General features: G+C 75.0%; 6 protein-coding genes. 1 reads left to right on the top strand and 5 read right to left on the bottom strand.

Annotation, left to right across the window (positions count from 1 at the left end; genetic code table 11):
• Positions 1 to 130: 130 nt before the first annotated feature.
• The 5 genes from AB0A69_RS21950 to AB0A69_RS21930 all read right to left on the bottom strand — a co-directional run bounded on the left by AB0A69_RS21950 (position 131) and on the right by AB0A69_RS21930 (position 7,782).
• Positions 131 to 1,960 (bottom strand): AfsR/SARP family transcriptional regulator, encoded by a 1,830-nt coding sequence (locus AB0A69_RS21950; RefSeq protein ID WP_361424378.1) that lies wholly within the window; start codon positions 1,958 to 1,960, stop codon positions 131 to 133.
• Between the two features lie 340 nt (positions 1,961 to 2,300).
• On the bottom strand, positions 2,301 to 3,863 hold the full coding sequence (locus AB0A69_RS21945; RefSeq protein ID WP_361424375.1) for an aminotransferase class III-fold pyridoxal phosphate-dependent enzyme: 1,563 nt from the start codon (positions 3,861 to 3,863) through the stop codon (positions 2,301 to 2,303).
• 11 nt (positions 3,864 to 3,874) lie between these two features.
• Positions 3,875 to 5,533 carry an MFS transporter gene (locus tag AB0A69_RS21940; RefSeq protein WP_361424372.1) on the bottom strand — a complete coding sequence of 553 codons (1,659 nt, stop codon included), beginning with the start codon at positions 5,531 to 5,533 and terminating at the stop codon, positions 3,875 to 3,877.
• A 32-nt stretch (positions 5,534 to 5,565) separates the two neighbouring features.
• Positions 5,566 to 6,447: an alpha/beta hydrolase gene (locus AB0A69_RS21935; RefSeq protein ID WP_361424369.1), complete on the bottom strand. Its 882-nt coding sequence runs from the start codon at positions 6,445 to 6,447 to the stop codon at positions 5,566 to 5,568.
• 15 nt (positions 6,448 to 6,462) lie between these two features.
• Positions 6,463 to 7,782, bottom strand: coding sequence for an FAD-dependent oxidoreductase (locus AB0A69_RS21930; RefSeq protein ID WP_361424366.1), 1,320 nt, complete (start codon positions 7,780 to 7,782; stop codon positions 6,463 to 6,465).
• A 353-nt stretch (positions 7,783 to 8,135) separates the two neighbouring features.
• Here AB0A69_RS21930 and AB0A69_RS21925 point away from each other — a divergent pair, with 353 nt between their 5' ends.
• A complete protein-coding gene (locus AB0A69_RS21925; protein WP_361424363.1) occupies positions 8,136 to 21,977 on the top strand; it encodes a type I polyketide synthase in 13,842 nt (4,613 codons plus the stop codon).
• The last annotated feature ends 59 nt before the right edge of the window (positions 21,978 to 22,036 follow it).

Here is a 22,036-nt window from a genome sequence, read left to right as displayed (position 1 = left end):
GACGTTCAGCCCCAATGGCGCCGAACGTTATAGGCCAGTTCCCACCGTCGGGTAACCCCTGGCCAATTCCATTTGTGTGGCCCGTTTGAAATGCCGGAACGCCGGCTCGGCCGGCGCCCCGGCGGGCCGTTCACATCGCGCGGGCGCGGGCCGCGCGGCTGTGGGCGAGGACGTCGACGGCGCGCCAGGTGCGCGGCTGTCCTTCCACGGGGGTGTAGGCGACGGCCGACGCGGTGGCCGCGCGGGTGGTGTCGCAGACCTGGATGGTGCCGGCGGGGGCGGTGCTCAGCAGGCCCTGGCAGAGGTCCAGAAGGGCGCCGTTGACGGAGGGCGGCAGGGCCTCCCCCGGGTGGAAGCGGACGAGCGCCTGACCGGTGGCGACGGAGGCGTGCAGGACGACGCCGCGGCGCGACTGCGGACGGGCCGGGTACGCGCCGGCGCCGCCGGGTGCGGCCAGCGCCTCGCGCAGGGCCGCGGCGGCGCGGACGGCCCGCAGGGCGGCGCCGTCGTCGCTCTCGGTGCGGAAGACACCCAGGGTGACCGGACCTATCGTGGCGACGGGCTCGCCGCCGAACCGTTCGATCTGCCGCTGGGCGGTGGCGCTGGCGCACTCCAGCAGCTCGTCCATGAGCTCTTCGGGGTACGCCGTGAGGCCGCCGCCCGGCAGGGGTCCGGGGACCCGGGTGCGGGCGAGGAGGACGCTCAGGCGCTGACGCTCCGTCACCAGCCCGGTGCCCTGCCCGGGGACCGGGCGGCGTGCCGCGACCGGCCGGGCGGCTGCGGCCGTACGGGCCGCGGCGGAGCCGGGGCGCGGACCGTGCGGCGGGGGCACGGCGCGGGCCGGGGCGGGCCGGCCGGGGGCGGGCCGTTCGGTGAGCTGGGCGGGCGGACCGCCGTTGACACGGCCCTGCCGGGCGGCCGCACCAGCGGCGCCGGAAAGGCCCGGGGCGCCGGTCAGGGGGCGGGGCCTGGCGGTGGCCGTGGCGGCGGCCGCGACCGGGCCGGCCGGGGTGGCGGGCTGCGCGCCGGGCCGGGTGGCGGGCGGCACGGTCCTGCCGTGGTCCCGGGCGGGCGCGGCGGGTGACACCCTGGTGAGCGGACGGTGCCTCTCCGCCCATGGCGCGGCGCCTCCGTCGGCGGCGGCCGGGCCTGCGCCGAGGGCGGTACCGCCGCCGAACACCGGGACGTCCAGGAGGTCGAGGGCGGGATCCTGGGCGAGGATCGCCTGCTGCAGGCGGCGCAGTTCGTGCCCCGGCTCCAGGCCGAGGTCCTCGATGAGGGTGGCCCGGATGCGGTTGTAGACCCCGAGGGCGTCGGCCTGTCTGCCGCACCGGTACAGGGCGAGCATCAGCTGGCCGGAGCTGCGCTCGCGCAGCGGCTCCGCCTCCACGGTGGCCTCGATCTCGCCGATGACGGCGTAGTGCTGGCCGCAGCTCAGCCGGGCCTCGAAGTAGTCCTCCAGGACGTCGAGGCGGGCGTTCTGCACGGCCGTCAGCTCGGGCCACATGATGCCGATCTCGACAAGGTCGGCGAGGACCGGGCCGCGCCACAGCTCCAGCGCGCGGCACAGCAGGGCCAGGGCCTCGTCCGGGGAGCCGGCGGCCAGCTTGGCGCGGCCCTGCGCGACCCACATGCGGAAGAGGTGGAGGTCGACCCGGTCGGGTTCGACGCAGATCATGTAGCCCGGTACGCGGGTGACGAGTTCCGCGGAGGACCCCCCGGCCGGGGCGTGTGTCCCCAGCAGGCCCCGCAGGCTCCAGACCGCGTTCTGCAGGATCTTGCGGGCGGTCGCGGGAGCGTTGTCGGCGCCCCAGAGGGCCGACAGGAGGCGGCTGGTGGGGACGACCTGATTGGCCTGGAGCAGCAGATAGCCCAGGGTCGCGCGCTGCTTCGTCCCCCCGAGGGGGACCGGTACGTCGTCCGATGTGACTTCGAGCGGTCCCAGCATCCGAAAGCGCATGTCTCCCCCACGTCCGAGCCGATGGGCTCTGCCACTTGACCCGGAGATTACAAACCAGCAGTCCGGTTTGTCAAAGAGACATACACCGACCGACTATGCGGACGACACGCCCCGACGCCCTCGCCAGCTCAGCACCGCCGTTGACGTCGCATCAAAACAGCAGGCCAGAGGGCCCGGACTGAGAAAAAGTCCGGGCCCTCCGGGAGTGCCGCCGACCCCCGGGAACCGGGAGCCGAGAGGCGAGGTGATGCGGTGGCGACGTGGCGGCTGGGTGATCTACGCCACTCGAAACCAGACCGGACGGTCTGTTAATGGATCACCGCGCGGCGAGGACGGTGCCTCACTGCGGGGCGAGGGCGGCGCCATCGGTGTCGCGGATGACGGCGCACACGTCCCGCAGCCCCGTCTCCAGCCGGCCGATCTCCTCGTCCGTGAGGTACACGGACGGCTCGAAGCGCAGGGTGTTGACGGCGCTGGACGTCGGGAAGACGCGGACGCGGTGCGCGCGCAGCAGGTGCCCGGCCACGAAGTAGCCGAAGAACCCGCTCAGCGCCACCTGCCGCAGCGGCTCGGCCGCCGCCCCCGACTGGTCGTGGAACTCCAGCCCGAGCATCAGCCCGCGCCCGCGGACGTCCTTGACGACCTCGGGGAAGTCGTCCCGGACGGACCGCAGCATGGCGAGCAGCCGCTCCCCGCGCTCGGCGGCCGTGCGGTAGACGGCCCCGCCGTCCGCCTCCATGAGCTCCAGCACCTTCAGCGCGACGAGGCAGGAGAAGCTGTCCTTGGCGAAGGTCGAGCTGTGGGCCAGCTCGAACTGGCCCCGGTACAGCGGCCTGCGGACCAGCATCACCGCGGCCTTGGCGATACCGCCGCCGAGGCTCTTGGCGAGGGTGTAGTAGTCGCCCTTCAGGCCGAGCCGCGTGGCGGCGAGGAAGGTTCCGGTGCGGCCCATGCCGGTCTGGATCTCGTCGATGACGAGCGGAATGCCGGTCTCGGCGCACACCTGCTGGACCTCCTCCGCGAACGCGGGGGTCAGCTCGTGGATGCCGCCCTCGCCGAGGACCGGCTCCAGCACGAACGCCGTGAACAGCGGGAAGTCCCGCTCGACGAGCTGGACCTCGCCGCCCTCGACCGCCAGGTCGAGGACCGTGGCGCGCTCCTCCTGGACGATCTTGCGCAGCGCCCCCGGCTGGTCACGCGGCACGAACCGCGCCTGCGCGGCCAGCGCCCGGAACGGCAGCCGGTAGACCTCGTTGTGGGTCAGCTGGACGCTGCCCGCGAGCTTGCCGTGGAAGCCGCCCTCGGGCACCAGGAACAGCGGCTGCCGGGTGAACTGCGCCTCGTTGCGGCGGCGTACCTCGGCGGCCAGCTCCTCCGCGGAGTCTGCGAGCCCGGCGGGCAGGACGGCGGTGCCGTCGGCGACCCGCGCGGTCACCTCCGCGAGGTGACCGTCGATCTCCTCGGCCAGCGCCGCCACGCGCAGGCCGCGGTCGAGCTCGGCGTGCTTCATGGCCGCCTCGTTCGCCTCGGCGCCGCTGTTGGCGAAGATGGCGTAGTACGACTCGTCGTCGCCGCGCTCCCGCTGGATGATGCGGTTGAGCGCGGCCGCCACGTCGTTGGCGTACGGGTGGCGGGAGAACTGCGCGTGGACGGGGGTCCCGCCGTCGAGCAGCTCCTTGGCGTACGCGTTGATCTCGGGGTGGTTGTGCCCGAGCATCAGCGAGCCGTAGCCGCCGACGAAGTCGACCACGGGGATCTCGTCCCCGTTCTCGCCGCGCAGGTAGAGGGTGTTGCGCTCGCCGCGTACGTACTCGGCGTCGAGGCCGCCGGAGGCGAGTACCTCGAGCAGGAACGGCTCGGCGTACTCCGATCCCGCGGCGTGCGGGGTGGTGTTCTCGGTCATCTGACGCCCCTTCAGGCCGTGGTGACGGTCTCTTCGCGGGCACCCGCGGGGGCCCCCGCGCCGGCCTGCGCGGCGGCCTCGTCCGGGACCTCGGCGGACTCCGGTGCGGCCTCGGCGGCCTCGGGGGCGGCCTCGGCGCCGATCGCCGGGATCTGCCGGAGCAGGGCGAGGACGATGACGGCCGTCAGCACCGCGAGCCCGGCGCTGACCCAGGCCGTCATGTGGAAGCCGGCGGTGAAGGCGTCCCGCGCGGCGGCGACGAGCTGGCCCGCCTGCTCCGCCGGGAGCGACTCCGCGGCGGCGGTGGCACCGCCCACCGAGTCGCGGGCGGCCTCGGCGGCCGAGGCCGGGATGCCGGCCGGGGCGGACTCGGCGACGTCGCCGCGGTAGACGGCGACGGCGACGCTGCCGGTGACCGCGATGCCCAGGGCGAGGCCCAGGTCGTAGGCGGTCTGCCCGGTCGCGGCGGCGGCACCGGCCTTCTCCGGCGGCGCCGAGCCGACGGCGAGGGCCGTGCCGAGGACGCTGATCGGGGCGACACCGAACATGACGACCGCCAGGCCGATCGAGGCCGGTACGACACCGGCCTTGTCCCCGTCGGCGGCGGCGGTCAGGGCGAAGCCGGCCAGGGTGACGAGCAGGCCGGCGGTGATGACGTACGCCGGGCGCATCCGCTTGGCGAGCACGGGGGTCAGCTGGGAGCCGACGATGAGGCCCACCGCGCCGGGCAGCAGCCACAGACCGGCCGCCAGCGGGCTCAGTCCGCCCGCCACCAGCAGGTACTGGGGCACCAGGTACTCGACGCCGTTGAGCGCCATCATGCCGAACAGCAGGGTCAGCAGCGCGCCGGTGAAGGCGCGGCCGCGGAACAGGCGCATGTCGAGCAGGGGTGTCTCGAGGCCGTTCTGCCGGCGGACGAACACCACCGCGAGGACGACGCCGGCGACGATGGCCACCAGGTTGACGGTGGACCAGCCGTCCTCGGCGAACTTCTTCACGGCGTAGACGATCGGCAGCATCGCGGCGAGGAACAGCACGACGCTGGCGAGGTCCATGCGTCCCGGCTTCGGGTCGCGGTACTCGGGCAGCAGCACGGGCGCCAGGAGCAGCGGCACCAGCATGACCGGCACGCCCATGAGGAACACCGAGCCCCACCACCAGACGTCCAGCAGGACGCCGCCGATGACGGGGCCGATCGCGATGCCGACCGAGAGGGAGGTCACCCACATGGCGATCGCCGTGGCGCGCTGCTTGGCGTCGGCGAACATGTGGCTGATCAGGGAGAGGGTGGACGGCAGGACGGCGGCGCCGGCCACGCCGAGGAGGCCGCGGGCGACGATGAGCACCTCGGGGCTGGTCGCGTAGGCGGCGAGCAGCGAGGAGGCGATCACGCCGAGGGAGCCGAGGATCAGCAGCCGGCGCCGGCCGAGCCGGTCTCCGAGCGTGCCCATGACCACCAGGAAGGCGACGGTCATGAAGCCGTAGATGTCGGTGGTCCACAGCAGCTGGGAGCTGCTGGGCTGGAGGTCGGCCGCGAGGTACGGGGTGGCCAGCCACAGCACGCCCAGGTCGGCTGTCATCAGCGTGACCGGGAGCAGCAGCACCAGCAGTCCGAGCCACTCGCGTGGTCCGGCCCGCAGCTCCGCCGCGGGTGCGGTGTTGGAGGACATGAGTGAGGGGGTCCCTTCTTCTGCCTGATGGTTCAGTACGTCGCGGGGGGCGCCGCGGGCGCGGGTTCGGCCGTGCCGTGGGTGCGCACGCGGGCGGTGATCTCTGCGGCGATGGTGGTGGGGTCCTGCTGCGGCTGCCAGTGCGAGGTCTCGTCCAGGGTCACCAGCCGGTAGGGGCCGGTGACGTGCCGGGCGGTGCGCTCGACGGCCAGTTCGCTGACGGCCGTGTCGGTGCGGCTGTAGACGAACGTGGTGGGCACGGTGACCGGGCCGAAGTCGAGCGGGTCACCGAGCAGGTCGTTGGCGCGGTACCAGTTGAGGGCCGCGTCGAGGGTGCCGGGGCGCGTGTGGGTCGTCACGTACCGCGTGATCTGCGCGTCCGTCAGGACGCCCTCGCCGGCCTGGGTGAACCAGGCGTGGAGCTGCGCGGCACCGTCCGCGAGGAAGTGCCCGGCGGCGCCGTCCGACACGAGGAACCTCACGTACTGGGAGCTGCGCTGCTGCTCCTCGTCGACGCGGTACGCGTACTGGTAGGCGTCCAGGTGGGGGATGGCGAGGGCCGTCAGGGTGCGCACCCGGTCGGGCCGCTTCGCGGCCAGGTACCAGGCGACGGCGGCGCCCCAGTCGTGTCCGACGACGTGGGCGGTCTCGACGCCGAGGCGGTCGAGGATGCCGAGCGCGTCGGCGGCCAGGTGCGGCAGCCGGTACGCGTCGACGTCCGCGGGGCGGGCGCCGGGCGAGTAGCCGCGCTGGTCGGGGGCGATGGTGCGCAGCCCGGCCGCGTGGAGCAGGGGGGCGGTCTCGGTCCAGGACTCCTTGTTGTGCGGGAAGCCGTGGAGCAGCAGGACCGGTTCGCCGTCGAGCGGTCCGTCGACGGCGACGTCGAAGACGAGGTCGTCCAGGGTGATCTGCATGGTGGTCGCCGCCCGTCAGTTCCGCGGTCCGGCGAGGGCGGCCTCGATCTCGGGGTCGTGGAGGACCGACGGCGGGTCGACCAGGCCGATGACGCGCGAGTACGCGCGGGCGACGGCCGCGTCGCGGGCGGCGCCGTCCTGGACCTGGGCGATGAAGGCGTGGGCCGCCTGGACCTCGGGGGTCCGCTCGCCCTCGACCTCGGGGAAGCTCAGGTCGGCGCCGACGGCCATTTCCCAGCAGCCGTCGATCGCGTCCGTCGCCAGGTCGCGGAAGTACGCGAGGGCGTCCGGGCGGCGGTTCTCGGCGACGTGCCTGCGCAGCACGAGGGAGCCCATCGCGGCGACGGTCATGCCCTGCGCGTAGCTGGGGTTGAAGCTGCACACGGCGTCGCCGATGACGAGCAGGCCGGACGGGAAGTCCGTCATGCGCTGGTAGTGGCGGCGCAGGTTGGTGGGGAACTTGTAGGCGACCGGGTCGTCGAGCGGCTCGGAGACCTGCAGCACCTCGTGGATGTCGGGCGCGGCGAGGGACTTGATGAAGCTGATGAAGCCCTCGGGATCGGTGGGCGGGTGGTCGCCGAGGATGCCGTACGCGGTGACGATGGCCCGGTCGCCGTCGATCTTCTGGCAGATGGCGCCGCGCGGGATGCCGGCGGAGGCGACGGTGTTGATGGAGATGTTGCCCTCGAACGCCTCGTCGGGCACGCGGTAGTAGCGGGTGGTGTAGCCGAGGCCGATCTTGTGCTTCTCCTCGGGCACGGCCTCGTAGCCCAGCTCCTCCAGCCAGACGGAGGTGCGCGAGCCGCGGCCGGTGGCGTCGACGACGAGGTCGGCGTCGAGGGTCTCCTCGGCGCCGTTGCGGGTGACGACGACCCCGGTGACCTCGCGGCCGTCCGCCTCGGTGCGCAGGCGCAGGATGGTGGCGTTCTCCAGGACGCCGACGCCGTCGAGGGCCAGCACCCGGTCGCGGACGTGCCGCTCCAGGAAGGGGCGGCTGGAGGTGAGGGCGACGAGGCCGGACTCGACCTGCACCAGGCGCTTGCCGTTGATGATCCAGCGGACGTCGCCGGCGACGTCGCCGGTCTGGGCGCCGTCGGCCCTCATCTCGTCGGTGATCCCCGGGAAGTACTCCTCGGTGATCTGCTGGCCGCGGGCCAGCAGGCCGTGCAGGTGGTGGCCCTGCGGCAGGCCGCGGCGCAGGTCGCCCGGGCCGGTGAGCTCGTCGCGGTCCACGATGACCACTTCGGCAAAGGTCTCGGACAGCGCACGTGCCGCGAACAGTCCCGCCATGCTGCCGCCGAGCACTATCGCGCGGCCTTCCCGATCGTTGATCATGGCGATTCGATCTCCTTGAATTCGCTGGGGATTCCCGGGGCGGGGCCACGACGAACTCGCCGAAGAACTGCCGTGACTTCATATCGCGTGAGCCCGCGTAAGAAGGTATCCAGTCGCGTTCCACCGGCCGCCCACCGTGCGGCAACGCGCGGGTCATCGGCCTTCCCCCACGCGGGAGTTACCGCCGCGTGACTGTTCGAAAACCCTGCGTCATTAGCCTTTTGAGCATCAGCTTTCAAGGTTTCGTACAGAACTCGCGCGAAGAACTCCGGGCGCTTTCCGCAGGAGGCGCGGGCGCCCGCGGAATTCATCCGCCGGGGAGTTCACCGAGTGGTCCATGGAGCGACACAGCCATGAAAGGGCAGCCGAGCGTGGTGACGAGTGAGAACAATCCTGTAGCAGCCGGGGCACCGAAGGGGAAGGCCGCGAACGCGGGCCCCGGGGAGCCGATCGCTGTCGTGGGGCTGTCCTGCCGGTTCCCCGGTGCGGCGGGGCCGGCCGAGTTCTGGAACCTTCTGCGCGAGGGCGCGAGCGCCGTCACGGAGGTGCCGCCGGGCCGCTGGGACGTGCCCGAGGACGCGGCCCCGGGCACGCGTGAGGGTGCCCGGCGCGGCGGATTCCTGCCCGACGTCGACCACTTCGACGCGGGCTTCTTCGGCATCTCACCGCGCGAGGCCGCCGCGATGGACCCGCAGCAGCGGCTGGTGCTGGAGCTGACCTGGGAGGCGCTGGAGGACGCCGGGATCGTGCCGGCGGCGCTGCGCGGCACGTCCACCGCGGTGTTCGTCGGCACCCTGCGCGACGACTACACGAACCTGCTGTACCAGTACGGCGCCGAGGCGGTCACGCAGCACACGATGACGGGCGTGAACCGCGGCGTCATCGCCAACCGGGTCTCGTACCAGCTGGGCCTGCACGGGCCGAGCATGACGGTGGACTCGGCGCAGTCGTCGTCGCTCGTCGCGGTGCACCTGGCGTGCGAGAGCCTGCGCGCCGGGGAGTCGACGACCGCGATCGCGGCCGGGGTGAACCTCAACCTGCTGGCGGAGAACGCCCTCACGGAGGAACGTTTCGGCGCGCTCTCCCCCGACGGCGTGTCGTACACCTTCGACGCCCGCGCGAACGGCTTCGTGCCCGGCGAGGGCGGCGGCGTCGTCGTGCTGAAGCCGCTGTCGGCGGCCCTCGCGGACGGCGACCGGATCCACGGCGTGATCCGCGGCACCGCCGTCAACAACGACGGCGCCACCGAGGGCCTGACGGTGCCGGGCCGCGACGCCCAGGAGCAGGTGCTGCGCCTGGCCCACGAGCGGGCCGCGCTGGGCCCCGACGAGACCGTCCAGTACGTGGAGCTGCACGGTACGGGCACGCCGGTCGGCGACCCGATCGAGGCGGCCGCGCTCGGCGCCGCGCTCGGTGCGGACCGCGCGCCCGGGGACCCGCTGCTGGTGGGCTCCGTCAAGACGAACATCGGCCACCTGGAGGGCGCCGCCGGCATCGCGGGGCTCATCAAGACCCTGCTGAGCATCACGCACCGCGAGCTGCCCGCGAGCCTCAACTTCGAGACGCCCAACCCCGCCATCCCGCTGGACGAGCTGGGTCTGGCCGTGCAGCGCGAGCACACCGCCTGGCCGCGTCCGGAGCGGCCCCTGGTGGCGGGCGTCAGCTCCTTCGGCATGGGCGGCACCAACGCCCACGTCGTGGTGGCGGAGGCGCCTGCCGGGGCGGTGACGGAGCCGCCCGCCGGCCCGGAGGCCGCCCCCGACTCCCTGGCCTGGGTCGTCTCGGCGCGGTCGGAGGCCGCCCTGCGCGCCCAGGCCGGGCGCCTGGCCGCGTTCGCCGCGGCGGAGGACGCGCCGCGGCCGCTGGACGTGGGCCTGTCGCTGGCCACGGACCGTACGGCCTTCGCCGAGCGCGCGGTCGTCGTCGGCGCGGACCGGGACGAGCTGGTGGCCGGACTGCGGGCGCTCGCCGAGCACCGCCCGTCGGGCGCGGTCGTCCGCGCGGACGGTGACGGGACGGCGGGGCCGGCCGGCACCGCGTTCCTGTTCACCGGTCAGGGCGCGCAGCGCACCGGCATGGGCCTGGAGCTGTACGCCGCCCACCCCGCGTACGCGGACGCCTTCGACACGGTGCGCGCGGAGCTGGACCCGCTGCTGGACAAGCCCCTGCGCGACGTCATCGCAGACGGCTCCGAGCTGGACCAGACCGGCTACACCCAGCCCGCCTTGTTCGCCACCGAGGTCGCCCTCTACCGGCTTCTCGAGTCCTGGGGCATCACCCCCGACTACGTCACCGGGCACTCCATCGGTGAACTGGCCGCCGCCCACATCGCCGGCGTCCTGAGCCTGGCCGACGCCGCCCGACTCGTCGCCGCACGCGCCCGGCTGATGCAGGAGCTGCCCACCGGCGGGGCCATGATCGCCCTCCAGGCCACCGAAGACGAAGTCCTGCCGCTCCTCACCGACTTGGCCGACCACCTCTCCATCGCCGCCATCAACGGACCCGAATCCGTAGTCGTCTCGGGCGACGAGGACGCGGCGGAAGCGGTCGCCGCGCACTTCCGTGGCCTGGGCCGCAAGACGAAGCAGCTCACCGTCTCGCACGCCTTCCACTCGCCCCGCATGGACGCCATGCTGAAGGAGTTCCACAAGGTCGCCAAGGAGCTCACCTACCACGAGCCGACGATCCCCGTCGTCTCCACCCTCACCGGCCGCCTCGCCACCGGCGACGACCTGCGCACCCCGTGCTACTGGTCCGAGCAGGTCCGCCAGGCCGTCCGGTTCGCGGACGCCGTCACCACCCTCCGCGACCTCGGCGCCACCACCCTCCTCGAAATAGGCCCCGACGCCGTCCTCAGCCCCCTCGCGGGTGCCACCCCGGCTCTGCGCGCCGGCCGGCCCGAGACGCGTACCGTCCTGACGGCCGTGGCGACGGCCTTCACGCGCGGCGCGGACGTCGACTGGGCCGCGGTGTACGGGCCGTGGGGCGGTCGGCGCGTCACCCTGCCCACGTACGCCTTTCAGCGGAGGCGCCACTGGTTCGACGCGGCCACCCGCAAGGAGGCGGTCCTGCCGGTCTCCGGCGACGGCGGTGTCCGGGCAGAGGCGGCCGCGGCCGCTCCGCGCGGGGCGCTCGGCGAGCGGCTGGCCGGGCTGTCCGGCGAGGAGCGGCGGCGCGCCGTGGCCGAGCTGGTCACCGGGCACGTCACGGCCGTCCTGGAGTACGGCGACGACGAGCGCCTGGAGCTGCGCACGCCGTTCCAGGAGCTCGGGTTCAGCTCGATGATGACGACCGAGCTGCGTGCGGCGCTCGCCCGCGCGACCGGTCTGGATCTGCCGACGAGCCTGCTGTTCGACCACCCGACGCCGCAGGCGCTCATCGAGTTCGTGGAGGCGGAGCTGCTGGGTGCGGCCGGCGACGCCGACACGTTCGTACGACCCGTCGACGCGGACGAGCCGATCGCCATCGTCGGCATGGCCTGCCGCTACCCCGGCGGCGTGGCGTCCCCCGAGGACCTGTGGCGGGTGGTCGCCGAGGGCGTCGACGCGATCTCGGAGTTCCCCACGGACCGCGGCTGGGACGAGGACCTGTACGACCCCGACCCGGACCGGCCCGGTAAGAGCGCGGTGCGCCACGGCGGGTTCCTGCACGACGCGGGCCGCTTCGACGCGGGCTTCTTCGGTATCTCGCCGCGTGAGGCGCTGGCGATGGACCCGCAGCAGCGGCTGCTGCTGGAGACGGCGTGGGAGGCGATCGAGCGGTCCGGGATCGACCCGGAGGCGCTGCGGGGTTCACGCACGGGCGTCTTCGTGGGCGCCACAGCCCTCGAGTACGGGCCGCGCATGTACGAGGCGCCGGAGAACGTCCGGGGCAGCGTCCTCACCGGCAGCACCGCCAGTGTGATGTCGGGCCGCATCGCCTACCAGCTGGGTCTGCTGGGCCCGGCCGTCACCGCCGACACGGCGTGCTCGTCGTCGCTCGTGGCGCTGCACCTGGCGATCCGCTCGCTGCGTTCGGGCGAGACGAACATGGCGCTGGCGGGCGGCGCGACCGTGATGTCCTCGCCGGGCATGTTCGTGGAGTTCTCGCGGCAGCGCGGCCTCGCCCCCGACGGCCGCTGCAAGTCGTTCGCGGCGGCCGCCGACGGTACCGGCTGGTCCGAGGGTGTGGGCCTACTGCTGGTGGAGCGGCTGTCGGACGCGCGCCGCAACGGCCACCGCGTCCTCGCCGTCATCCGGGGCTCGGCGATCAACCAGGACGGCGCGTCCAACGGCCTGACGGCCCCCAACGGCCTGTCGCAGCAGCGGGTCATCCGCCAGGCGCTCGCCGACGCGGGCCTGAGCACGGCCGACGTGGACGCCGTCGAGGCGCACGGCACCGGCACCCGGCTCGGCGACCCGATCGAGGCCGAGGCGCTGATGGCGACGTACGGCAGCGACCGGGAGGACCGCGCGCCGCTGTTCCTGGGCTCCCTGAAGTCCAACATCGGCCACGCCCAGGCGGCGGCCGGTGTCGGCGGCGTCATCAAGATGGTGGAGGCCATGCGCCACGGCGTCCTGCCGAGGACGCTGCACGTCGACGAGGCTTCGCCGCACGTCGACTGGAACCGCGGCGCGGTGGAGCTGCTGACCGAGGCGCGCCCGTGGGAGGCGCCTGGCCGGCCGCGGCGGGCCGCAGTGTCGTCGTTCGGCATCAGCGGCACCAACGCCCACGTCGTCCTGGAAGAGGCCCCGGAGGAGGCGGCCGTCCCGGCCGGGGAGCCGGCGGGCCTCGCCGCGCCGGCGCTGCCCGCGCCGTGGCTGCTGTCCGCGCGGGACTCCGCCGCGCTGCGCGCCCAGGCCGAGCGCCTGCGGGCGTACGCGGCGGGCGACGGCGCACCGGGTGACGCGGCCGTGGGCCGTGCGCTGGCCACCACGCGTACGGCGTTCGAGCAGCGGGCGGCCGTGGTCGCCGCGGACCGTGCCGGGTTCCTGGCCGGTCTGGACGCACTCGCCCGGGGGGAGCAGGCGCCCGGCGTGGTGACGGGCAGCGCGGCGCACGCGGGCCGTACCGCGTTCCTGTTCACCGGTCAGGGCGCCCAGCGGACCGGTATGGGCCGGGAGCTGGCGGCACGTCACCCGGTGTTCGCGGCGGCGCTGGACGAGGTGTTCGCGGCGTTCGCGCCGCACCTGGAGCGGCCGTTGCGCGAGGTCGTGTTCGCGGACCCGGACGGTCCGGACGCAGCGCTCGTCGACGAGACGACGTACACGCAGCCCGCGCTGTTCGCCGTCGAGGTGGCGCTGTTCCGGCTGCTGGAGCACCACGGGGTGACCCCGGACCTGCTGGCCGGGCACTCGATCGGCGAGCTGGCCGCCGCTCACGTGGCGGGCGTGCTGTCGCTGGAGGACGCGGCGAAGCTGGTCGCCGCCCGGGGCCGGCTGATGCAGGCGGCCCGCGCGGGCGGCGCCATGATCGCCGTCCAGGGGCAGGAGGCGGAGGTCGCCGCCTCGCTCGCCGGGCACGAGGACGCGGTGGCGATCGCCGCCGTCAACGGGCCCGACTCGGTGGTGATCTCCGGGGACGCGGAGACCGCCGAGCGGATCGCCGGCGAGTGGCGGGAGCGCGGCCGCAGGACGAAGCGCCTGACGGTGTCGCACGCGTTCCACTCGCCGCACATGGACGGCATCCTCGACGCGTTCCGCGAGGTCGCCTCCCAGGTGGACTTCAAGGCGCCGCGCATCCCGATCGTGTCCATGGTGACCGGGGCGAGGGCCACGGACGCCGAACTGACCTCGCCGGACTACTGGGCCGGGCAGATCCGGGCCACCGTGCGGTTCCTGGACGCGGTGCGTGAACTGGCCGCCCAGGGCGCCACGGTGTTCGTGGAGGCCGGCCCGGATGCGGTGCTGACCGCGCTCACGCGCGGCGCCCTGGACGACGTCACGGCCGTGCCGCTGCTGCGGGCCGGGCAGCCGGAGGGCGACACGCTCGTCGAGGGCCTGGCGCGGGCGTACGCGGCGGGCGCGCCGCTGGACGGGGCGTCGTTCTTCACGGGCGCGGGCACCCCGGCCGCGTCGGCCGACCTGCCGACGTACCCCTTCCAGCGGCAGCACTACTGGCTGGCGCCGTCGGTGCCGGCGGACGCGCGAAGCCTCGGGCTCGACCCTGCCGGGCATCCGCTGCTGTCGACGACGCTGGACCTGGCGGAGCGCGAGGACGCGGTGTTCACCAGCCGGCTGTCGCTGCGCGGCCACCCGTGGCTGGCGGACCACACCGTCGGCGGGACCGTGCTGGTGCCGGCGACCGCGTTCCTGGAGCTGGCCGCGGCGGCCGGCGACCACCTCGGCGCGCCGCGCGTGGAGGAGCTGACGCTGGAGGCGCCCCTGCCGCTGACGGAGCGTGCGGCGGTACGCGTCCAGGTGGCGGTCGGCGCGGCGGACGCCTCGGGTGTCCGGCCGTTCTCGGTGTACGCCCGCCCCGACACGGGTGACGCGGGCGCGGGCGTCGGCGACGACGCGGCCCGCGCCTGGACGCGGCACGCGGCCGGTGCGCTGGCCCCGGCCGCGGAGACGGCGGACGAGCCCGACCGCTGGACGGCGTGGCCGCCCGAGGGGGCGGTCGCGGCGGACCTGACCGGTGTGTACGAGCGCCTCGCCGCGCTGGGGTACGGGTACGGCCCCGCGTTCCAGGGGCTGCGGGCGATGTGGCGGGCCGGTGACGAGCTGTTCGCCGAGATCCGGCTGCCGGAGGAGCACGCCGAGGCCGCCACGCGGTTCGCCGTGCACCCGGCGCTGTTCGACGCGGCGCTGCACCCGCTGGTGCTGGACGCGGCCGTGGAGGGCGAGACGGACCGGATCCGGCTGCCGTTCGCCTGGTCCGGGATCGACGTACGGGCCACGGGTGCGGCCGAGGTGCGGCTGCGGATCTCGCCGCTCGGCGCGGACACCTACCGGCTGAGCCTGGCGGACACGACCGGCGCCCCGGTCGCCGAGGTGGAGTCGCTGGTGCTGCGGCCGATCGCCCGCGCGGACCTGGAGTCCGCGGCGGCCGGCCCGGTCGACGACGCGCTGTTCACGGTGGAGTGGGCTGCGGTGGCGGCGCCCGAGGGCGAGGCCGACCCGTCGTGGGGCCTCGTCGGCGACGACCTGGACGCGGCCGTCGGCGTGGACGTGGCGGTGGTACGGGTGTCCGGCACCACCGGTGCGGACGGCACCGCGGGTACGGACGGCACCACCGGTGCGGACCGCACCCCGGCGGCGGCGCACGAGACGACCGTACGGACCCTGCAGCTGGTGCGACGCTGGCTGGCCGACGACCGGTTCGCCGACGCGCGGCTCGCCGTGGTCACCGGGGGCGCCGTCGCGGCGCTGCCCGGTGAGGACGTCACGGACCTGGGCGCGGCCCCGGTGTGGGGCCTGCTGCGCTCCGTGCAGTCGGAGCACCCGGACCGGGTCTCGCTGATCGACCTGGACGCGCCGGACGCGGCCGTGCCGGTCGCGGCGCTCGCCGCCGGCGCGGCGGGCGAGCCGCAGCTGGCGGTGCGCGGCGACGCCCTGTACGCGCCGCGCCTGGCCCGCGCCGGGCGCGGCTCCGGAGCGGCGGAGCGCCGCGTGCTGAATCCCGAGGGCACCGTGCTCGTCACGGGCGGCACCGGTGGGCTGGGCGCGCTGTTCGCCCGGCACCTGGTCACCGCGTACGGGGTGCGGCACCTGCTGCTGAGCAGCCGGCGCGGCCCCGACACGCCGGGCGCCGCGGAGCTGGTGGCCGAACTGTCCGCGCTGGGCGCGGAGGTGACGGTCGTCGCCGCGGACGCCGCGGACCGTACGGCGGTCGAGCGGCTGCTCGCCGCGGTCGACCCGGCTCACCCCCTGACCGGCGTGGTGCACACGGCGGGGGTGCTGGCGGACGGGACCGTGGAGTCGCTGACGGCGGAGCGCGTGGCGGCCGTGCTGCGGCCGAAGGTGGACGCGGCCTGGCACCTCCACGAGCTGACGCGGGATCAGGACTTGGCGGCGTTCGTGCTGTTCTCGTCCGTGTCCGGGCTGACCGGCACCGCCGGGCAGGGCAACTACGCGGCCGCCAACACCTTCCTGGACGCCCTGGCCGCGCACCGGCGCGCCGCCGGCCTGCCGGCCACCGCGCTGGCCTGGGGCCTGTGGGACGGCAGCCACGGCATGGGCGCGTCCCTCACGGACGCGGACCTGGCCCGCTGGAGCCGGGCCGGGATGAGGCCGCTCACGCCCGAGCAGGGCCTGGCCCTGTTCGACGCGGCGCTGGCGGGCGACGAGCCGCTGCTGGCCCCGGTGGCCCTGAACCCGGGCCGGTTCGCGGGCGGTGCGGAGCCCGTACCGGCCCTGTACCGGGGCCTGGTGCGGACCCGTACGCGGCGCTCGGCGGCACGCGCCGCCGAGACGGCCGCGGGCGGCGGTACGGACTGGGGCCGGCAGATCGCCGCGCTCCCCGAGGAGAAGCGCCGCGAGGCGGTCCTCGACCTGGTGCGCGCCACGGTCGCCGGGGTGCTGGGGCACGCGGGCGCGTCGGCCGTCGAGCCGGACCGGGCGTTCAACGACATCGGCTTCGACTCGATGGCCGGCGTGGACCTGCGCAACCGGCTCGCGACCACCACGGGGCTGCGGCTGCCTGCGACGGCCGTGTTCGACCACCCGACGCCGGCGGCGCTGGCCGCGTACCTGCTGACGAGGGTGTCCGCCGCGAAGGCCCCGGCCGCCGCGGCGAAGGCGCGGTCGCGGGGCGCGACGGACGAGCCGATCGCCATCGTCGGCATGGCGTGCCGCTACCCGGGCGGGGTGTCCTCGCCGGAGGAGCTGTGGCGGCTGGTCGCCGAGGGCACCGACGCGGTCAGCGGGTTCCCGGTGAACCGCGGCTGGGACCTGGACGCCCTGTACGACCCGGACCCGGAGCGCACGGGCACCTCGTACGTCCGCGAGGGCGGGTTCCTGCACGACGCGGACCTGTTCGACCGGGAGTTCTTCGGCATCTCGCCGCGTGAGGCGACCGCGACGGACCCGCAGCAGCGGCTGCTGCTGGAGACCGCGTGGGAGACGTTCGAGAGCGCGGGCATCGACCCGGCCGTGCTGCGCGGCAGCAACACCGGGGTGTTCACGGGCGCCATGTACGACGACTACGCGTCGCGCCTGCCGGCCGCGCCGGAGGAGTTCGAGGGGTTCCTGCTGGCCGGGAACCTGTCCAGCGTGATCTCGGGCCGGCTGTCGTACACGTACGGCCTGGAGGGCCCGGCGGTCACCGTCGACACGGCGTGCTCGTCGTCGCTGGTGGCCCTGCACATGGCGGCGAACGCGCTGCGCTCCGGCGAGTGCGACCTGGCCCTGGCCGGCGGTGTGACCGTGATGAACGGCCCGAACACGTTCGTGGAGTTCTCGCGGCAGCGGGGCCTGTCGCCGGACGGGCGGTGCAAGTCGTTCGCGGCGGCCGCCGACGGCACCGGCTGGTCCGAGGGCGTCGGCCTGCTGCTGGTCGAGCGGCTGTCGGACGCGCGCCGCAACGGCCACCGCGTCCTCGCGGTGGTCCGCGGCACGGCCGTCAACCAGGACGGCGCGTCCAACGGGCTCACCGCGCCCAACGGGCCGTCCCAGGAGCGGGTCATCCAGCAGGCGCTGGCGACCGCCGGGCTCCGGCCGGGCGACGTGGACGCCGTCGAGGCGCACGGCACCGGCACGCGACTCGGCGACCCGATCGAGGCGCAGGCCCTGCTCGCCACGTACGGCCAGGACCGGCCCGACGGGCGGCCCCTGTACCTGGGTTCGCTGAAGTCGAACATCGGGCACAGCCAGGCGGCGGCCGGCGTCGGCGGCGTCATCAAGATGATCGAGGCGATGCGGCACGGCGTCCTGCCGAGGACGCTGCACGTGGACGAGCCGTCCCCGCATGTGGACTGGGACTCCGGCGCGCTGGCCCTGCTGACGGAGGAGACCTCCTGGCCCGAGACGGGACGGCCGCGGCGCGCGGGCGTGTCCTCGTTCGGCATCAGCGGCACCAACGCCCACGTGATCATCGAGCAGGCCCCGCCGGCGCCGTCCACCGCACCGCGCACCGCCCCGCAGGAGGCGGCGCCCGCGGTGATGCCGTGGATCCTGTCCGCCAAGGACGAGGCGGCCCTGCGGGCCCAGGCGGCGAAGCTGCACCGGTACGCCGTGGAGGCACCCGAGGTGTCCGCGGCCGACATCGGCCTGTCCCTCGCCACCGAGCGTGCCGTCCTGGAACAGGGCGCGGCGGTCGTCGGCCGGGACCGGGAGGAGCTGCTGCGCGGCCTGGCCGCCCTCGCCGACGGTGAGGGCACGCCGGCGGGCGTGGTGCGCGGGCACGCGGCGCGCCCCGGCAAGCGGGCCTTCCTGTTCACCGGGCAGGGCAGCCAGCGGCTCGGCATGGGCCGCGAACTGTACGAGGGCGACGCGGTGTTCGCACGGGCCCTGGACGAGGTGTGCGCGCACCTCGACCCGGAGCTGGCCCGCCCGCTGAAGGACGTGCTGTTCGCCCGCCCCGACACGGCGGACGCGGCGCTGATCGACCAGACCGCGTTCACGCAGGCCGCGCTGTTCGCGGTGGAGGTGGCGCTGTTCCGGCTGTTCGAGCACCACGGCATCACCCCCGACTACCTCCTGGGCCACTCCATCGGCGAGGTGACGGCCGCCCACCTGGCGGGCGTCCTGGACCTGCCGGACGCCTGCTGCCTGGTCGCCGAGCGCGGCCGGCTGATGCAGGCGGCCCGCGAGGGCGGCGCCATGGCGGCCGTGCAGGCCACGGAGGAGGAGATGCGCGCGTCGCTCGCGCCGTACGGCGGTGCCGTGGCGATCGCGGGCGTCAACGGGCCCGACTCGATGGTGATATCGGGTGACGCGGACGCGGTCGACGAGCTGACGGCGGCGTGGCGGGCCAAGGGTGCCCGTACGAAGCGGCTGCCGGTGTCGCACGCCTTCCACTCGCCGCACATGGAGGAGGTCCTGGACGAGTTCCGCGAGGTGGCGTCGGGGCTGACGTTCCGTCCGCCGCGCATCCCGGTGGTGTCCAACGTGACCGGCGCGCTCGCCACCGCGGAGCAGCTGACCTCGCCGGACTACTGGGCCACGCACATCCGGGAGGCGGTGCGCTTCCTCGACGGCGTGCGCTGCCTGGAGGCCGAGGGCGTCACGGACTTCGTGGAGCTGGGCCCGGACGGGGTCCTCACCGCGCTGGCCCAGTCCTGCCTGGAGCAGGAGGCCGGGCTGCTGGTGCCGGCGCTGCGCCGGGACCGCTCCGAGCAGGAGAGCGTCATGGGCGCGCTGGCGCGGCTGCGCCTGCGGGGCGCGTCGCCCGACTGGGCGACGGTCTTCCCGGGCGCCCGCACGGTGCCGCTGCCCACGTACGCCTTCCAGCGCGAGCGCTACTGGCTGGAGGGCACCGAGGCCCCGGCCGACGCGGCCGGTCTCGGGCTCGCCGCGACGGAGCACCCGCTGATCGGTGCGGCGGTCGGCGTGGCCCACCGCGACGAGCACCTGTTCACCGGGCGGCTGTCCCGGCGCAGCCACCCCTGGCTGGTCGAGCACGCCGTGCACGGCACGGTGCTGCTGCCCGGCACGGGCCTGGTCGAGCTGGCCGCCCGGGCCGGTGAGCGGCTGGGCGCCGAGCGGGTCGAGGAGCTGATGCTGTCGGCGCCGCTGGTCCTGCCCGAGGACGGGGCCGTACAGGTACAGGTGGTCGTCGGCGAGGCCGACGGGGCGGGCAGGCGCTCCGTGGAGGTGTTCTCCCGGCCCGACGACGGCGACGAGTCCGGGGAGCGCCCCTGGACGGCGCACGCCTCCGGCACGCTCGCCCCGGCAAGAGGGGCCACGGGCACCGCGCTGACGGCGTGGCCGCCGGCGGGCGCGGTCGAGACGGACCTGAGCGGCGTCTACGAGCGCCTGGAGACCCTGGGTTACCAGTACGGGGAGGCGTTCCGCGGGCTGCGCCGGGTGTGGCGCGGCGACGGGGAGGTCTTCGCCGAGGTCGCGCTGCCGGAGCCGGTGCGCGGCGACGCCGGGCGGTTCCTGCTGCACCCGGCGCTGCTCGACGCGGCCCTGCACACCCTGCTGCCGGGCGTCGTCGACGAGAAGGGCCAGGCACGGCTGCCGTTCGCCTGGTCCGGGGTCACGGTCCACGCCGTGGGCGCCTCGGTGCTGCGGGTGCGGCTGGCGGTGTCCGGCCAGGACACCGACACGCTGGAGGCGGCGCTGACGGTGGCGGACGGCACGGGCGCCCCGGTGGCGACCGTGGAGTCGCTGCTGCTGCGGCCGCTGTCGGCGGAAGCCCTGCGCGAGGCGGCCGCGACGACCCGGGACGGGCTGTTCGGCGTCGTCTGGACGCCGCTCGCCCGCCCGGCCGGTACGGCTCCGGTGGACGCCTCCGGCTGGGCCGTCCTCGGTGACGTCACCGTGCCGGGCGCGTCCCGGCACACCGGCCTCGACACCGTCGAGCGGGCCGACACCCTGGTGTACGCGCCGCCTGCCGGTACGAGCACGGGCACGGGCACGGGCAGCGCCGAGGAGGCCCACGCGGCGCTGCGGGACACCCTCGCCACGCTGCGGGCGTGGCTGGCGGACGAGCGCTTCGCGGACGGCAGGCTCGTCGTGACGACGCGCGGCGCGGTCGCGACCGGACCCGGCGAGGACGTCACCGACCTGGTCCGGGCGGGTGTGTGGGGTCTGGTCCGGGTGGCACAGAGCGAGAACCCGGGCCGTATCGTCCTCGTCGACCGCGACACGGACACCCTCGACCCGCGGCACGTCTCCCCCGACGTCCCGCAGGCCGCCGTACGCGGCACCGCGCTCCTGACGCCGCAACTGGCCCGCACGACGGCCGTAAACGCGGAGGCCGCGCCGCGCTGGGACGGCGGCACGGTCCTCGTGACCGGTGCCACCGGCGCCCTCGGCGGCGTCCTGACCCGGCACCTGGTCACCCGGCACGGGGCGCGGCACCTGCTGCTGCTCAGCCGCCGCGGCATCGAAGCCCCCGGCGCCGCCGACCTGCGGGACGAGCTCACCGGGCTCGGCGCCGAGGTCACGGTGGCCGCGTGCGACGCCGCCGACCGCGAGGCGCTGGCCGGAGTGCTGGCCGCCATCCCGGCGGACCGGCCGCTCACCGCGGTCGTCCACACCGCCGGCGTCCTCGACGACACGGTCCTCACGGACCTGACGCCGGAGCGGCTGGCGAAGGTCCTCCAGCCGAAGGTCGACGCGGCGTGGAACCTGCACGAGCTGACGAAGGACCAGGACCTGACGGCCTTCGTCCTGTACTCCTCGATCGCGGGTCTCATCGGCAACGCCGGGCAGGCCAACTACGCCGCGGGCAACACGTTCCTCGACGCGCTCGCCCAGCACCGCCGCGCCCACGGCCTGCCCGCCACCAGCCTCGCCTGGGGCCTGTGGGCCGAGTCCTCCACCATCAGCGGCGGCCTCGACGAGACCGACCTGCGCCGGCTCGCCCGGCTGGGCCTGCTGCCGCTGTCGTCGGACGACGCGATGGAGCTGTTCGACGCCGCCCCCTCCACGGGCGAGGCCGTCCTGGCCGTTACCCGCCTCGACACGGCCGCGCTGCGCAGGCAGCCCGACCGGCTCCCGGCGATCCTGCGGGCCCTGGCGCCGAGCGCCCCGCGCCGTACCGCCGCCGCGGCCGGCACGGCGGCCGGCACGGGCGGCGAGGGCGGCCCGTCCCTGGCGGAGCGCCTCGGCGCACTGCCGGAGGAGCAGCGCATGGAGGTCCTGACGGACCTGGTGCGCGCCCAGGTCGCCGGGGTGCTGGGGCACTCCGACCACGGCGCCGTCGACGCCGGGCGCGCCTTCCAGGAGCTGGGCTTCGACTCGCTCACCGCCGTCGAGCTGCGCAACCAGCTCAACGCGGCGACCGGCCTGCGGCTGCCGTCCACGCTGGTCTTCGACTATCCGAACCCGGCCGCGCTCGCCGCGTACCTGCGGCAGCAGATCACGGTCGAGGAGGTGTCGGCGGCGACCCCGGTCCTGTCGGACCTGGACCGGCTGAAGGACTCCATCCAGTCGGTCGCCGCGGCCGACCGGGAGGCGTTCGAGCAGATCACCGGCCGGCTCAAGGAGCTGCTGGAGCTGGCCGGAGCGGCGGCGGGCGAGGGCGACGGCGACGAGGCCGACGGCCGGGACCTGGACACGGCGACCGACGAGGAGCTGTTCGCGCTCCTCGACGACCTGAACTGAGGCCGCGCGATGGCGGCGGACACCGAGGCGCGACGACGCGCCCACAACGACCTTTCACC

The organism is Streptomyces sp. NPDC045431, assembly GCF_040646655.1.
Lineage (GTDB): Bacteria > Actinomycetota > Actinomycetes > Streptomycetales > Streptomycetaceae > Streptomyces.
The sequence above is the reverse complement of the archived record's forward strand: the minus strand, read 5'-3'. Positions and strand labels throughout refer to the sequence as shown.

Excerpts from the sequence above, each read along its gene's own strand:
- AB0A69_RS21945 (WP_361424375.1), bottom strand. The coding sequence starts at position 3,863 with ATGACCGAGAACACCACCCCGCACGCCGCGGGATCGGAGTACGCCGAG.
- AB0A69_RS21940 (WP_361424372.1), bottom strand. The coding sequence starts at position 5,533 with ATGTCCTCCAACACCGCACCCGCGGCGGAGCTGCGGGCCGGACCACGC.
- AB0A69_RS21930 (WP_361424366.1), bottom strand. The coding sequence starts at position 7,782 with ATGATCAACGATCGGGAAGGCCGCGCGATAGTGCTCGGCGGCAGCATG.
- AB0A69_RS21950 (WP_361424378.1), bottom strand. The coding sequence starts at position 1,960 with ATGCGCTTTCGGATGCTGGGACCGCTCGAAGTCACATCGGACGACGTA.
- AB0A69_RS21925 (WP_361424363.1), top strand. The coding sequence starts at position 8,136 with ATGAAAGGGCAGCCGAGCGTGGTGACGAGTGAGAACAATCCTGTAGCA.
- AB0A69_RS21935 (WP_361424369.1), bottom strand. The coding sequence starts at position 6,447 with ATGCAGATCACCCTGGACGACCTCGTCTTCGACGTCGCCGTCGACGGA.